The organism is Candidatus Dependentiae bacterium (genome assembly GCA_013821315.1).
Classification (GTDB): Bacteria; Babelota; Babeliae; order Babelales; family Babelaceae; genus JACDHA01.
On record JACDHA010000002.1, the window covers coordinates 78,383 to 94,454 of the forward strand.

Below are 16,072 nucleotides of genomic sequence, written 5' to 3' on the forward strand. Positions count from 1 at the left end.
TATTTAACAATGTCTCAAAGGAAAACAAGGGAAATGCGTATACTTTTAGTCTTTTGTATAATAGATGATATTTTAAAATCTATAGGATTTAATGATGATTGGCAAGTCAAAATGAGCAGTTCTGAAATTATGACTATAGCTGTAGCTGCCGCAATCTTTTTTGGCGGTAATACTAACAAATCTTGCAGCTACTTTTTTGAGCATAAGTATGTTAAAAAATGGTCAGTAAAAATAAGTTTAACCTGAGATTATATTCTATTGATAGCTTTATTAAATATTAGCATTCATCCCAAGTCTTTTAAAAGCCTTGTCTTGACCCTCATTTTTGAAAGTCTTCGATTGTTGTAACCTTGTTAAGCATGAAAAGCCAACCTTCTAATTCCAATGCTAACTTTGCAACACTTCATAGCTTATCTTAGATAAATTTAATAACCTATAAGCTGCTTTAAGCTCACTCCAACTTTCAAGCTGAGAATGCAAACCAGTTTCAGGCATTTCAAGTAATCTTGCCCTAATTTACCATGAGTTTATTTCTTCGCTTATCACCTAAATCGCTTTTTTGCCATTGCTCTTTTACCCATTTCTTAATTTCTGAAAACACTTGCATAGACTTTCCTAATCACTCTTCTAATATAATTCTATCTATGTATTAGTTTAACATTAAATTGTAAAATGAGGGCAATAACAAGGTTTTTAAGTCGGCAGAGGCTCACTCCATACAATATCTGGTATCATAAGCATTCTGGTAATAGACTAGTATGTTTCTACAATTTTAAATCTACTCAATCTTTTTAGTAATATATATATACTAAAAAATCTTAAATATTGTTTTGCTCTTGTAAAAATTTTTTAATCTATGGTATGTTGCATTGAAACCTAAACCTATTGAAGATCAAAAATAGAAAGAGATTATATTTATGCTCAATTTGCTCATAAAAAAATTTTATTAAAACTATCTTTGAAAAAAGACAAAAGTTTGTTACTCTCTTGTGTGTGTGTGAGCGATTAGTCCACCAGAATAGAAAAATGATAATATATTTATTTTAAAACGTGAGCAAGTTAATTTTGAAGATATTATAAAAAACAAATTAGAAGTATTTGTATAAAATTTTATTTAACAAGAGGGTATGTTGATGACAAATTCTAAAATTATTAGAACTATTTTTATAGCTAAAATAGTGGTTATTTTTACAAGTTTTCATTTTAGTTATACGATAATGGATACTACTGCCAAAATATATATTGCAGGTCATAGAGGGTTAGTAGGATCAGCTTTAATGCGAAAGCTCCAAAGTTGTGGCTATACTAATATAATTACACGTGGTCACCAGGAACTTAACTTAGTTAATCAGTCAGCGGTAAATAAATTTTTTGAAATTGAAAAGCCTGATTATGTATTTTTATCAGCAGCACACGTAGGTGGTATTCATGCTAATAATACCTATCCTGCTGATTTTATGTATGATAACCTTATGATTACGGCTAATGTCATCCATGCAGCATATAAAAATAACGTTAAAAAGTTATTATGTTTAGGTTCATCCTGCATTTACCCGCGTGATTGTCCTCAACCTATTAAAGAAGAATATTTGTTAACTTCGTCACTTGAAAAGACAAATGAAGCTTATGCATTAGCTAAGATTACGGGTCTTAAAGCATGTGAATATTACAATAAACAATATGGTACACGTTTCATTTCCTGTATGCCGACGAATTTGTATGGAATTAATGATAATTTTCATTTGCTTAATTCTCATGTTATACCAGCTTTAATTGCTAAATTTTGTAAAGCACAAGCAGAAGGCTCAAAAGAGGTTATTTGCTGGGGTACAGGAACTGCTCGACGAGAGTTTTTATTTGTTGATGACTTAGCTGATGCAGCTCTATTTTTAATGAATAATTATAATGAGTATGGAGAAAATAGCTGGATTAACATAGGGACCGGTGAAGATGTTTCTATTAAAGAACTTATTGATCTTATAAAAGAATTGGTGGGTTTCAAAGGGAAAGTTGTTTTTGATGTTACTAAACCGGATGGTACTCCACGTAAACTTTTAGATGTTTCTCGAATTAATAATTTTGGATGGCAGGCAAGAACTCCCTTAAAAGAAGGTCTTAAAATAGCAATTGAGTGGTACAAAAAACAAAATAATTTTAAGTAGAGCAAAACTACCAAAAGAAAGAAGTATAATAATGAAGCGTATAATGAATATATTTTTACTATTTCTATTAATAGGTCATTTTGGAAAAGCTAGTTCGCTTATTCAAGAATCACAAACTGTTAAAATTAAACTTCAACAAGCACCTAGCACTGAAATTAAAAAAGCTCTTATTATAGGAGTAACAGGTCAAGATGGGTCTTATTTAGCTGAGTTTTTACTCGATAAAGGCTATGAAGTACATGGTACTAAGCGAAGGTCATCATCATTTAATACTGCGCGTGTAGATCATATATTTAAAGACTTACATGAAGATAGGAATACTAGATTTATTTTACATTATGCTGATTTAGCTGATTCTGCCAATCTGATTGATTTATTGCAACAGATTAAGCCTGATGAAATATATAATCTAGGTGCACAGAGCCATGTGCATGTATCCTTTCAAATACCGGAATACACTTCTCAGATAGATTACATTGGTACATTACGAATCTTAGAAGCTATAAGAGTTCTTGGATTAACAAAAAAAACAAAATACTATCAAGCATCTAGTAGTGAAATGTATGGTAAAGTTCAAGAAATACCTCAAACAGAAAAAACTCCTTTTTATCCTCGTTCACCTTATGGTATTGCTAAAGTAGCAGCTTATTGGGCAACAGTAAATTATCGAGAAAGTTACGGAATGTTTGCTTGTAATGGTATTTTATTTAATCATGAGTCTCCTCGTCGTGGTGAAACTTTTGTAACACGTAAAATTACACGTGCTGCTGTAAGAATAAAACAAGGCCTACAGAACATGCTTTATTTAGGTAATTTAGATGCTAAACGTGATTGGGGTTACGCTAAAGATTACGTTGAGGCTATGTGGCTTATGCTTCAACAAGATCAGCCAGAAGATTTTGTAGTTGCTACCGGAGAAATGCATACGGTTCGTGAATTTGTAGAGCTTGCATTTAAAGAGTTGGGTATAGATATAGAGTGGAAAGGTATTGGAGTTGAAGAAAAAGGTATAGATAAGTCTACAGGGAAACCACTTGTTGCAATTGATCCTTACTACTTTAGACCTGCAGAAGTCGAACTTCTTATGGGAAATTCCGCTAAAGCACGAGATCTTTTACATTGGACACCTAAAACTAATTTTTTAGATTTAGTAAAACTTATGGTTGAACAAGATAGTAAAGCTTTAGTAAAACCTTAAACTAAAATTACTCTTACTCGAATTAAGGAAAAGGTCAAACATGATCAAAGTTAAAAGATTTACTCTTTTTGCACTATTAATAAATTTAGTTTTTTGTCAGATGCATTATGTCTGGTCTACTATTCATATATTTGGTGATAGTCATGCTATATTTTGTTTTAATAATGTAGACCAACTCCAACCTGCTTCAACATATTTTTTGCATAATGTAATGAACACAGTAATGACTCCTTTTTTACAGAATAGAGAATTTAACTCTTTAATGTATATACACAGAATAAGCTATAGCGAATTGCCTATTTATATATTCTGTGATGGGTTGTACAATGTATAGGATTGGGCGAGATGGATTAGATATTAACAAAATTGGTGTTAAGGAAAATGATGTAACAGTGTTTGTTTTCGGAGAGGTTGATGCTCGAGTTCACATTCTCAAGCAGGCAAATGAGAAAAAATGCGAAATAAAAGTGGTTGTAAAGGAACTCGTTTCTTCTTATATTAAGTCTATTATACAAAATAAGAGCGTTTGTAAAAGTATAAAAACTATTATAATGGCAGTAGTGCCTCCAACACAGGCCTGTGGTCTAGATAATATTCCCATTTTTGGAACTATAGAAGAGCGGATTAATATTGTTAGATTACTAAATAAAAATATACATAAAGAGTGCAGTAAATATAATTTAATTATGCTTGACGTAAATGATTTATATAGTAAAAATAATATTTTAGATCCTGAGTTGAGTGATAGCTGCAATCATATAAACATGGCTTATAATGACCCAATAAAAAAAAGATTAATTGATATTATCGCTTCTTAATGAATAAAAGCTTTACTGGATGCATGCATTCTTATAATGGAGTTGCATGATTAGAGCAGCTTAGTAATAAAATCAGTGTTGTTGTTGAGAAAGAAAACTTTTTTATATTAAAGGAAAATTATGATAAAATTGGGTATTCAAAGCGTATTTGTGTCTTTAATAAGCGTTGCTTTTATTAGCGCATGCCATGTTCCCTTAATTAATTTTGAGGAAGCCTTTAAAGATTTGAGTTTAAAATGTTCTAGTTTGCCATTGGTAGATATACACCATTTTAATCCTTTTGATAGAGAGAAATGGGTTAAAGAAAAAGCTCAACTATTAAAATCCGGTTCAAAGGTATTAGATGTAGGAGCTGGAGAATCACCGTATAGAAGTCATTTTGGCCATTGTATTTATAAGACGCATGATTTTGCTGAAAATAAGAATCATGTAAATTATACATCTTTAGACTATGTATCGGATATTAAATCTATACCAGTTTCTGATAACGAATTTGATGCAATTATTTGCACTGAAGTCCTTGAGCATGTTCCTTATCCTATTGAAGCTCTTAAAGAAATGGCGCGTATTTTAAAGCCTGGAGGTAAGTTGTTGCTAACAGCACCTTTAGGTTCAGGCTTGCATCAAATGCCTTATCATTTCTATGGTGGATATACACCTGAGTGGTACCGATTTTTTTGTGATAAGTTTGATTTGGAGATAATCGAAATAATAGAAAATGGAGGAACTTTTAAATTATTAGCTCAAGAATCTGCTCGTGTAGCATGGAGTTTTGATAAACACAAAGAACACCATGGTAAAAGTGCGGAATTTGTTTACTGGTTATTTAATGATTTTATGCCTCGTTATTTATTTGAGCTTGATAACAAATGCTTTATGCCAGAATTTACAATAGGATATAACGTTGAAGCTGTTAAAAAATTAAAATAAATAACAACATTATCAAGAGGATAATAATGAAAAATTTACAGTATTGGATGTTAGGTCTGTGCCTAGGCGTAAGCATATCTTTTATTCCATTAGGAGCTTATAATGTAGGTGTTTGTGTAACAGCAACATATAAGTACAGCAAGTTTATAAATCCTTTTTTAGACTCATGTAGAAAGCATTTTCTAAAAGGTCATAATATTACTTATTTTGTTTTTACAGATCACAATATTATACCTGATTCTGATACAGTAATAGTTTATCAAGCTCATAAACCCTGGCCGGAGATTACTTTAAAAAGATTTGAAAATTACTATAATGCTCAAAGTCTTTTGTCAAAAATGGACTACATTTTTGCTTCTGACGTAGATATGCTTTTCGTAAACGATGTAGATGAAAGCATTTTAGGAGAAAGAGTTTCTACTAGACATCCTTACTTCCTAGACGAGAATAGGCAAAAGTATACATATGAAGATAATCCTATCTCTGCTGCTTATATAGATCCACGTCAAGGCAAGTATTATTTTGCGGGTGGTTTTTATGGTGGGAGCTACAAAGAATTTATTAAAATGGTAAAAATATTAACCGATAACATAAATAAAGATTTGCAGCATAATTTTATTGCAGTATGGCATGATGAAAGTCATCTTAATAGATATTTTGTAGATTACTTACCTACTGTAATATTACCTGCATCGTATTGTTATCCAGAAGGTCAACAGTATCCTTTTAATCCTATATTAATAGCTTTAGAAAAAAACAAGGTAGAGTTAAGAGATGAAAAATAATAAAAAATATGCACTTCTGATATTTTTGACTTTAGTAGTTTGTATCAATAAATGTGTTAGTATATCAAATGCTAATGAAAGACCTATAGTTATTGTTATACCTTCATATAATAATAAAGATTGGTATAGTAAGAATTTAGATTCAGTATTTATTCAACATTACTCAAATTATCGAGTAGTATATATAGATGATTGTTCTAATGACGGTACAGCTGCCTTAGTTGAGGAATATTGTAAACAACAAAAGCAGACAAATAAAGTCCAAATTATAAACAATAAATCTCGTCAGCTAGCTTTAAAAAATATATATAGAGCGATAATAAACTCGGATGATGAAGAAATTGTAGTGCTCCTTGATGGGGATGATATGTTAGCTCATTCAGAAGTATTAAGCACTATTAATGCTATTTATTCTAGCAAGGATATATGGTTAACTTACGGAGACTTTAAGTTTTTATCAAACCCATCAGCTTCAACATGGACCGCTGAATTTCCTGCCGAAGTAATTAATAAAGGAAATTTTAGAAACTGGCCTGCAGGTCTTACTCACCTGAGAACGTTTTATGCTTGGTTATTCAAGCAAATTAAAATCGAAGACTTGTTTTTTGAGGGTGATTTTTTTAAAATGACCTATGATGTTGCAATTTTTGAGCCTATGATTGAAATTGCTCGACATAAACATGTTTGTATAAAAGATGCTCTTTATATTTATAATGATATTAATTCAATTAACGATCATAAAGTGAACATTAAATTACAACATTTTTTAAATAGAATTATTAGACAAAAAACTATGTATAAGGCTTTAAATGAAAGTAAATGTAATATCACTTATGATCTTAAAGAGCAAGGCAAGCTAAAAGCAGACATATTGGTATTTTCTTTAAATTCACCTGATAAGTTATTTTCATTTATTAACAGTTTATACTCAAAAGTTACAGGATTTGAAGATGTAAATATACTGTACCAGGCTCAAACTAAAGAAATAATTAGTAAGTATGAAAAGATCAAAAATAGTTTTCCTAAAATAAAAATTGTTAAGCTTGATAGTTTTACAGGTCAGTTTCAGCCCTCTATAAAAAAATGTATAGAAAAAAATAAAACTAATTATTTATTGTTAACTACGGATGATATCAATATAGTAGAACCAATTAATATAACGGAATCTATTTACTGGCTTAAAAAGACACATGCCCATGGCTTCTACTTTGGTGTTGATAAATCTATGCTAGATAAATTAAAGCAAGCTAATTCACCTGAAAATAGTAAAAAAGAAACAGAAGAGAATCCATATAATCTTTTTGCTGTTGACTATCCGTTACCCATAAACCTTAGTATAAATGAATCTGAATCTAGAGGCGTTTATGCTTGGCAATATGCAAACTTTATTAATGAAGGTATAGGAAAACTGTTAAATATGACGCTAGTTAGAAAAAGAGATTTACAGGTTTTAACTACTATTCCTTCTGTTTATTCTATAGCTACTCTGGAAGGTACATGGGGTTATAGTCTGCCACAAGCTAAAGTCGGATTATTTTATAAAACTTCTAGTATTAATTCTTTATAAGTAGGAGAATATATGTTATCAAAATCAAAAAGGATTCTACTATATATCTTTTTGTGTAAGACGATGTTATTTATACCCTATGCTTTGTCTAATCTAGCTAAAGAAAAGATAGTTATTTGTACTGCTGCAGACGATAAATATTTTGATTTGCTTTTAAATCTTATTGGTAGTCTCCATCGTATAAACTTTAATGAGCTAAAAGAAATAGCGGTCTATAATTTAGGCTTAAATAACGAAAACAGAAAAGTATTAGCGCGAATAAAAAAGCTTCAGTTATATAATGTAGAAATGACACACCCTGATTTACTGAAGCGGTTTGTAATTAGTAAAGAGCAAAAGTCGGTTCCCGGTTGGTATGCATGGAAACCTGTAATAATAAAACAAACATTAGATAAATTTCCTGTGGTATTATATCTTGATGCTGGAAATACCGTTTTGCAACCTCTTGATGATCTTTTTAAGCATATTGAGCAAAATGGATATTTTCTTATGTCTGTATATCATAATATAAGGTGGTGTACTACAAAAATTGTGATCGATAGATTTAATTTGCAGTCAGATGAACGGAAATTTATTTTAGATGACCAAACTTTATCAATCAGTGCAAATATTATAGGAGGCTCAAGAAAAATATATAATAGTTTAATACTTCCAATGTATAATCTCACGAAAGATTTGCGGTACTTTGCTGATGATGGATCCACTCCAGATGGTTTTGGCACGTGTCGCCATGATCAAACTTTATGGAGTATTTATGCTAGGCTTTTAGGCTTAGATGTTAAACTTCCTGGTTGGATGAAGTTAAATATAAATAATAAACCAGTAAAATTCCATTCTCACTGGATTCCACATGAGCTTAATGAGCATACAGCTATATATCAATCACGTTGGGACAGCTTGTCGATCGAGCAATTAGAAGGTTTAAAAATAACGAAGGAAAATATTTTTAATTTATCACGATTTATCAAATACAAGGAAGGTAACGATGGAAAGAATTAATAAAGCATTTCAAATTTTAAGTATTGGGTTCTTGTTTTTCACAAACTTAATATATAGCTCTGTAAGTGTTAATTCACATAAGGCGGATATAGTTATATTTTCTTTTGATAGACCATTGCAATTGTTTGCATTACTAGAATCTTTAGAAAAGCATGTAATAGGTCTTGATGGAATTCATGTCCTATACCGTTCAAGCTCTTCTGAATATGATTTAGCTTATAATGAATGTTTTACGTTTTTTAAAAAGCTTAATATTAGCTGCAGCAAACAAGGGTCAAATCCTCGTGAAGATTTTAAACCTTTAACTTTAAGCATACTTAATTCAATTAAGAATAATTATTTATTATTTGCCGTAGATGACATTATAGTAAAAGAACCTATAAATTTAAGTGAATGCATAGGCCATATGATAGCTACAAAAGCTCATGGATTCTACTTGAGATTAGGTCAAAATATTGTTAAATGTTATACGGAAGGTATAGATACACCTGTACCACCCTGCACTGAAGTTATACCTGGAGTATATACTTGGACTTTTAAAGATGGCAAGGGAGATTGGGGATATCCTAGTACTATGGATATGACTGTTTATAGTAAAGAGGAAGTCTTATCAGTATTTCCTTATTTAGCTTTTTCTTCGCCTAACTTATTGGAAGGAGCTTGGGCTACAAGAGCTGGAGGGCTAGCTGGAGGACCGGCAATTGACATGCAGAAAAAAGGTTTATTTTATACTAACTCTAAAATATTTAATATTCCTATGAACCTTGTTCAAACAGATCATCTTATAGCAAAAAATATGAGCATACCTGTGAGCAAGCTACTAACATTATTTAATGAAGGGTTTAAAGTAAATATTGATAGTTATTCAAAGATTAATAATCAAGCACCGCATATGGAGGCTGAACTGTATTTGACAAAAAGAGTATAAGAAGTCTATTTGGTTTGGCTTTGCAAGTAATGATAGTACCGAAAAAGATATAAAGAATGCTAATTAATTCGGTACTATCGTGAAAAAAGCCGTAACACCTAGATGTTTTTGAATTATGAAGCTGTGAATCAACTACGATAGAATAATCTGGGAAATAGAGCATCTTTTTTGATTGGTTGTTAATAGAAAACGTTTCTGCTCTTTGTAGCATGATTGAAAATAGTTTTAAATATTTTCCTCACAGGAACTATCTTAGAGCTTATCCGAAAATTCCCACAAGTCTAAAAATGTGAATTACTAAAGCAAACTGGCACAGTGCAAGGAAAGAATCTTTTGTCTTTGTCCAGAAAAATTTTATACCACGATTCCAATGTTGAATGTCAAAAACTTGCTCGATTGTCCAACCTCGCTCAGGACGAATCTTCTTTTTCAATTTATTTCGTCTAACATTTTTGGCAGCATGTAATGCTCGGTTTGACTTTACTAATTCTGAAAGCAATTTTTTAACATCCCATGCAGAATCAGTGGCCATAAATTTTGGTTTATTGTTTAAAAATTTTTTGAGATTTTCAATATGAGGTAAAAGCAATTTTGAATCATGTATGTTTGCAGGCTCAACCAAAATTGATAAAATTATTCTGTTCCAATCGATGATTATGCCCTTTTTAACACTGTTTTTAGCCCTATCGGTTGGATTTTTGCCACCAAATTTTGCAAAAGGAGCTTTGATACTCGCAGTATCATTAAAAAAGCATTCTGGAAAACCAAGTTGCTTGATAGCAACATCGATTGATTTGTTTAAAATTTCATTAAATATACCTGATTTTACCCATGTTCTAAAGCGACCATGTACAGAAGTTGGACGGCCATAATAATCTGGCAATTTGTGCCATTGTACGCCCGTTTTCATTACATAAAAAACACCACTTAAAACTATTTTTGGGTCTTTTAATGGTCTGCCAACTTTAGATTTTTTTTCTGGAATAATATTTTTGATTTCATTCCATATATTTTCTGATATCATAAGCATTAGAGCATCTCCTTTTTGTTTTAGTTCAACGGCTAGTTTAGCCGATAAACAAAGAAGATGCTCTATTTATTTAATTTTCGGATAAGCTCTTAATTTACGGTTAAGCTCTTAGATTAAACAGAGCATTATTTCTTAAAGAGTTCCTGAAATTTATTATAATAATTATTCGAATTTTGATTTTCAAAAAAGTAGAGCTAAGCTTGAGACATTTAGAAATAATAAGAGTCCAGTTTAATGCTAGTTCTATTGTTAAACCCAAGAAACTAGAGGTAGTGTAAATATGTTTTTAAAGTTTTATTTATTTATAATTTTTGCTACTTTGTTTTTAGATGCACATGCTTTACAAAGAAATTCTCTAGAAATAGTAGTTGTAATACCTTCGTATAACAATCAGCAGTGGTATAGAGGTAATTTAGACTCTGTGTTAAAACAGGACTATCCTTACTTTAAAGTTATATATATTAATGATTGTTCTACCGATAATACTCAATTTTTAGTTGAGTCATATATTAAAGAGGCATCTTTAAAAAACAAGATAAAATTAATTAATAATACTACAAGAAAAGGTGCTTTGAAAAATCTTTACGATACTATACATACTTGCTCAGATGATAAGGTGATCGTTACTGTTGATGGTGATGATATGTTATCTTCACCTAAAGTTTTAGAAAAAATTGCTCAAGAGTATTCTAATTCTAATATTTGGCTTACTTATGGTCAATATGTAACTTATCCTGAAAAACATCTAGGTTACTGCGAAGATTTCCCTGAAGATATTTGTAAAGTTAATGCTTTTCGTAGTTGTTCATGGCGTTCATCTCACTTAAGAACTTTTTATGCAGGCTTATTTAAGCATATTAAAAAAGAAGACTTGCTTTATAAAGATCAATTTTTTCCTATGGCATGGGACTTAGCTTTTATGTTTCCTATGTTGGAGATGAGTTCTAAGGGTCATTTTAAGTGTATTAAAGACGTTCTGTATGTTTATAACCAAAGCAATATACTAAATGATTTTAAAGTTGATAATAAACAGCAGCTGTTTCTGGAGCAAATAATTCGTGCCAAAACTCCTTATCAACCTTTAGAAGAACTTCCATTTCTTAAACAAAAATAATTTATGTTTGTGCCCAACTTGACTCCCACCAATGAATAGCTAGAGATTCTGGCTTTACTACTGCTTTTTTAATTGACTCAAATGTTAATAAACTCCCGGGTGGATTTAAATGACCGAGCGGATATACAAAAGAAGGTGGTAAAGCTATGTCTTTAAAATTTTGTTTTGTATGTTTTAAAAATGTCTCACTAAAAAATCCGGGTCCGGTAGTTGCAATTATATTTTTGGAACTTTTATCTATTGTATAGTGCTTAGGCAAATCATCAATATAGCCTTTTACAATGGGATGTTTAGGTGCAGCAGCAACTAACCCATTAGCTAAAAGATATACAAAACAATCTGCTGGATGAAATGCAGTATAAAAATCTAAGTTATAATTAAGTATTTTAAAAGCTTCTGGGTTCAAACATTCAAAATCCGTATCTATATAAAGGCCGCCGTATGTATAGAGTATCTCCATACGTAAAATATCGGATTTAGCCCCATAATTAGTTTCTTGATCATAAATAGCTTGATTAAAGAGTTTAAGCTCTTTTACTTCTTTTTCTGTCCATAATTTATATGTCCAATTTGGTCCTAGATTTTGCCATGTTTGTTGCCATTTTTTATATTTTTCTGGAAAAGGACTTCCCAGCCATATTTGGTGTACTAACAAAGGAATACGAGGTGTTATATTTTGAGGTTGCCTAAAAGGGTAATTTTTAGAATACAGTGTACGGCAAAGTGAATCTAAATTACTTAAAAAATCAGGTTCAAAACTAGAGCTTGGTAGCTGCTCTTTTTTATTTATATATTTAAATAAATAGTTATAAAAAGGGGCATAATGCTTATCATTTTTTCCAAATGAAGTATCGTAATCAATAATAGTTTTATTTAAATAGTTAGATGCAACACAGACTGTAGTATGCATAAAAGCTAGTGACACAAACCGTAATAAAAAATACGGTGAAAATATATTGAGTAGTGTAAAATTCATGATTATATGCTTAAGTAATTTTGTGCTAATGTTTTAACAGCTTGTTTGATAGTTGTTTGTTTAGCTTGGCTTGTGCTATGTGTTAAGGCTTCATCGAGTAAATAGACTAAAGCTTGAGCCTGCTCTGTATTAAAGCCCCGAGTAGTAATAGCTGGTGTGCCAATACGTATGCCACTGGTAATCCAAGGTTTTTCTGGATCAAATGGTATACAACTACGACTTACGCTAATGCCAGCTGATTCTAAAACCGCTTCTGCTGCGCGACCAGTTATATTTTTAGAGCGCAAATCCACTATAAATAAATGATTGTCAGTGCCACCGGCAACTATGCGGTAACCTAACTCTTTAAATGTTTGAGCCATAGCTTGAGCATTTTTGATAACTTGTGTTTGATACTCTTTAAATTCTGGCTGCTGAGCTAGTTTAAACGCTACAGCTTTAGCTGCTATAGTATGCATAAAGGGGCCACCTTGAATACCGGGCATAATAGCTCGATCAAGAATGTCTTTAAATTCTGTTTTGCACATTACAAGGCCGCCGCGAGGGCCGCGTAGTGTTTTATGTGTTGTACTTGTGACAAAGTCTGCAAATGCAAGCGGACTTGGGTGTAAATCAGTTGCTACCAGGCCTGCTATGTGTGCTATATCAGCCATAAAATAAGCCCCAACGGATTTAGCAATAGAGCTAAAACGTTCAAAATCTATAAAGCGTGAATAAGCAGATGCTCCGGCAATAATTAATTTTGGTTTATGCTCATGAGCAAGTTGCTCAAGGTGATTGTAGTTAATGTGTTCGGTTTCACGATCAACGCCATATTGAACGGTGTTGTAGAAGCTGCCTGAAAAGTTAACACTGTGTCCATGAGTAAGATGGCCGCCAGATGCTAGACTCATGCCCATAATAGTATCACCAGGTTTTAATACAGCAGTGTATACAGCCATGTTAGCTTGAGATCCGGCATGAGCTTGTACGTTTGCGTGCTCAGCTTTAAAAAGTTGCTTACAGCGCTCTATTGCGAGCGTTTCAGCCTCATCGACAAACTTGCAGCCACCATAGTAGCGTTTACCGGGATAGCCTTCAGCGTATTTATTGGTAAGCACTGAGCCCATGACTTTGAGTATTGCTGGGTGAGTATAATTTTCTGATGCTATAAGATTAATCTCTTGTGTCTGGCGTGTTTGCTCTTGTTCAAGAATAAGGGCTATTTCTGCATCAATAATAGATAAAGTATTCATAGATGTTTACACTCTAAAGACATATAAATTTTATTGCTAGCATACTGTAAAAAAAGAAGAAAAAATAGCAAAAATTTAGTATCTCTCCGTTAGGTAAAATATACAGTTAAGTACGAGCTTGCTTTTTGCTTAAAGCAAGTGCTGTAACTATTAATTTGCTTTTTTATGCTGAGCTTTTTATACTTAAATAATAATCTATATCGATGTAACACTCTTTTACACAAAGGATACATTGTGGTCTTAGCTGGAGATCTTCGTAAAGGCGCTAAATTATTATACAAAGGCGAACCTTATACTGTTATTGAATATCAACATGTAAAGCCTGGTAAAGGCGGTGCTTACATGCGTACAAAGATGAAAAATTTGATAAGCGGTCTTGTTCATGAGGAAACGTTTAGAGCTGAAGAAAAGCTTGAAACTCCCAATTTAGAATACCGTGAAATGTTATACTTGTACGAAGATGATGGTCTCTATCAGTTTATGGATCAAGAAAACTATGAGCAAGTTGCTTTAAATAAAAATCAACTAACCGATGTGAGTGACTTTCTAAAAGAACAAACCATATACACTATATTGTATTTTGGTGAAAAACCAATAGCAGTAAGTGCGCCCTTGTTTATGAATTTAGAAGTTAAAGAAACAACACCAGGTGTGCGTGGTGACACGGCTCAAGGTGGCGGTAGTAAGCCTGCAACATTAGAAACTGGTCTTGTAATACAAGTGCCTTTGTTTGTGTATGAAGGTGACATTATACGTGTTGATACACGTGATTCAAAGTATATTGAACGCGTAGAAAAGAAAAAGTAATTATAAACGTAACTATATTTGACAGTATCTAAGGTGGGGCTATGAAAGATGATATGCAGCGTCCAGAGGCAGAGTGTAATGATGAGCTCCTGGTTGATGATCTACCCCTTGAGGACCAACGGTCGGTAGTCTTTCATCTTTTATATGCTCTTGATACATTTGATTATCAAGTTACTTTAGAATCTATAGCAGATAACTTTGCTAAAGGCTACGGTATTATAATACCAACTACCAGTCGAGTATTTTTAGAAGCACAAGCTATAGCAGATGAACGTGAACAATTAGATTTGCTTATGATGCCACTGCTAGCTAATTGGCGATTTGATAGACTTGGTGTATGTACACGTATTATCTTGCGCTTAGGTGCTTGGGAGATACTGCGTACTGATACAGAGCCAATTATTATAATTAACGAAGCTATTGAACTTGCAAAAGGTTTTGCAGAAAAAGATGCTTATAAATTTGTTAATGGTGTTCTGGATGAAATAGCTAAGCGCCATAAAGAGCCTGCTAGTATACCTGAATAATTTAAAAAAAAGAGGTGCTATTTAAAGCACCTCTTTTTTTTAACCGTTATGGTAAAAATTATCGTGGGCAATTTTCAAAGTTATGTTTACTTAAGCTAATAAACTCTAAGTTTGGGTTAAACATAGCCGCGCTTATAGTCATATTAGAAGCAGTTCTTATTAATACATTACAACGAGCAAGTAACAGTACATCAATTAAGCATTCCAGGCCCTGTTTGAAATGTGAATAACTAGTATTAATGTGAAGTGGTGCTCCGTTACTTGATCTAACTCCATCTGTGTAGTATAGGTTGTTGTGTTTACTTTTGATAACATTGAGAAAATTTTGATCATCAGTAGCTACAAATATTTTATACGATTTACCATTAAGTGCCCTGATTCTATTTTGTAGAACGTTAAGTACTTTTTCGTAGCTTACGGGAGCTGCTTCAGAAGATTTATCTGTACCGCGGTAATGTATACCAATTAAAAAAGTATTAGTTAAGTGGGCGTTATAAAAGTTATCAACTAATCGCTGAACGTATGGTTTTATTTTAATATACTTTTGTATAAGATAATTGCCTCTTTGTCGACTCATTTTACACAATGTATTCATGGCATGAGGCCAATTATCGGTATTATCATTAGTAAATCCTAAATTTTTTCCTACTTGTAAGGGTTGAAAGTAGTAATTCCACCAATTTGCCCCAAATTTAGGATCATAATAAAGTCCTTTAGTACCAAAATCTATTTTAACTCCAGAACATTGTTGTTTATCAAAACTATCTAGCATGCTTAAGGCAACATTAAAAACTGAAAAAAATCCTGAATCTTGATTTTTGAAAATAAGATACTCTTTTGCGTATAGTGGCGAGTAAGAGTAGCTCATGCATAACGTATATAATATTAGACTTAGAGTGAAATGCCTATTAGTAGAGATAAACATATTTTTCCTTTTTATGAGTATAATTTTTAATAAGAACGCCCATGGCAATTTGCCCAGATATGTTCATTTAA

At 32.1% G+C, this 16,072-nt stretch carries 16 protein-coding genes; 12 read left to right on the forward strand and 4 right to left on the reverse strand.

What is annotated here, in order from left to right; genetic code table 11:
- Positions 1-33 precede the first annotated feature (33 nt).
- The 9 genes from H0X48_00945 (at position 34) to H0X48_00985 (ending at position 9,387) form a co-directional block, all read left to right on the forward strand.
- Positions 34-246 carry a hypothetical protein gene (locus tag H0X48_00945; protein MBA3953875.1) on the forward strand — a complete coding sequence of 71 codons (213 nt, stop codon included), beginning with the start codon at positions 34-36 and terminating at the stop codon, positions 244-246.
- 971 nt (positions 247-1,217) lie between these two features.
- Complete coding sequence (locus H0X48_00950; GenBank protein MBA3953876.1) at positions 1,218-2,162, forward strand: GDP-L-fucose synthase; 945 nt, start codon at positions 1,218-1,220, stop codon at positions 2,160-2,162.
- Positions 2,163-2,205: 43 nt separating this feature from the next.
- A complete protein-coding gene (gmd, locus tag H0X48_00955) occupies positions 2,206-3,360 on the forward strand; it encodes a GDP-mannose 4,6-dehydratase (protein ID MBA3953877.1) in 1,155 nt (384 codons plus the stop codon).
- 326 nt (positions 3,361-3,686) lie between these two features.
- Positions 3,687-4,178: a hypothetical protein gene (locus H0X48_00960; GenBank protein MBA3953878.1), complete on the forward strand. Its 492-nt coding sequence runs from the start codon at positions 3,687-3,689 to the stop codon at positions 4,176-4,178.
- A 120-nt stretch (positions 4,179-4,298) separates the two neighbouring features.
- Complete coding sequence (locus H0X48_00965) at positions 4,299-5,108, forward strand: class I SAM-dependent methyltransferase (protein MBA3953879.1); 810 nt, start codon at positions 4,299-4,301, stop codon at positions 5,106-5,108.
- 26 nt (positions 5,109-5,134) lie between these two features.
- Positions 5,135-5,893 (forward strand): hypothetical protein, encoded by a 759-nt coding sequence (locus H0X48_00970; protein ID MBA3953880.1) that lies wholly within the window; start codon positions 5,135-5,137, stop codon positions 5,891-5,893.
- Positions 5,883-7,460 (forward strand): glycosyltransferase family 2 protein, encoded by a 1,578-nt coding sequence (locus tag H0X48_00975; GenBank protein ID MBA3953881.1) that lies wholly within the window; start codon positions 5,883-5,885, stop codon positions 7,458-7,460. Before H0X48_00970 ends, H0X48_00975 begins: the two co-directional genes overlap by 11 nt.
- Before the next feature lie 12 nt (positions 7,461-7,472).
- Positions 7,473-8,459, forward strand: a complete 987-nt coding sequence (locus H0X48_00980) for a hypothetical protein (protein ID MBA3953882.1) — start codon at positions 7,473-7,475, stop codon at positions 8,457-8,459.
- A complete protein-coding gene (locus H0X48_00985; GenBank protein ID MBA3953883.1) occupies positions 8,446-9,387 on the forward strand; it encodes a hypothetical protein in 942 nt (313 codons plus the stop codon). Before H0X48_00980 ends, H0X48_00985 begins: the two co-directional genes overlap by 14 nt.
- Before the next feature lie 259 nt (positions 9,388-9,646).
- On the opposite strand, the gene H0X48_00990 is transcribed toward H0X48_00985, so the two are convergent.
- Entirely contained in the window at positions 9,647-10,411 is a 765-nt protein-coding gene (locus tag H0X48_00990) for an IS5 family transposase (GenBank protein ID MBA3953884.1), read from the reverse strand.
- 286 nt (positions 10,412-10,697) lie between these two features.
- Here H0X48_00990 and H0X48_00995 point away from each other — a divergent pair, with 286 nt between their 5' ends.
- Entirely contained in the window at positions 10,698-11,531 is an 834-nt protein-coding gene (locus tag H0X48_00995; GenBank protein MBA3953885.1) for a glycosyltransferase family 2 protein, read from the forward strand.
- A gap of 1 nt (position 11,532) precedes the next feature.
- Here H0X48_00995 and H0X48_01000 read toward each other — a convergent pair whose 3' ends face one another.
- Both H0X48_01000 and H0X48_01005 read right to left on the reverse strand, forming a co-directional pair.
- Positions 11,533-12,507, reverse strand: a complete 975-nt coding sequence (locus tag H0X48_01000) for a hypothetical protein (GenBank protein ID MBA3953886.1) — start codon at positions 12,505-12,507, stop codon at positions 11,533-11,535.
- 2 nt (positions 12,508-12,509) lie between these two features.
- Complete coding sequence (locus H0X48_01005) at positions 12,510-13,742, reverse strand: serine hydroxymethyltransferase (GenBank protein MBA3953887.1); 1,233 nt, start codon at positions 13,740-13,742, stop codon at positions 12,510-12,512.
- 234 nt (positions 13,743-13,976) lie between these two features.
- Here H0X48_01005 and efp point away from each other — a divergent pair, with 234 nt between their 5' ends.
- On the forward strand, positions 13,977-14,549 hold the full coding sequence (gene efp, locus H0X48_01010) for an elongation factor P (protein MBA3953888.1): 573 nt from the start codon (positions 13,977-13,979) through the stop codon (positions 14,547-14,549).
- Positions 14,550-14,590: 41 nt separating this feature from the next.
- Entirely contained in the window at positions 14,591-15,076 is a 486-nt protein-coding gene (gene nusB / locus H0X48_01015) for a transcription antitermination factor NusB (GenBank protein ID MBA3953889.1), read from the forward strand.
- A 58-nt stretch (positions 15,077-15,134) separates the two neighbouring features.
- On the opposite strand, the gene H0X48_01020 is transcribed toward nusB, so the two are convergent.
- Complete coding sequence (locus H0X48_01020; protein MBA3953890.1) at positions 15,135-16,001, reverse strand: hypothetical protein; 867 nt, start codon at positions 15,999-16,001, stop codon at positions 15,135-15,137.
- Positions 16,002-16,072 lie beyond the last annotated feature (71 nt).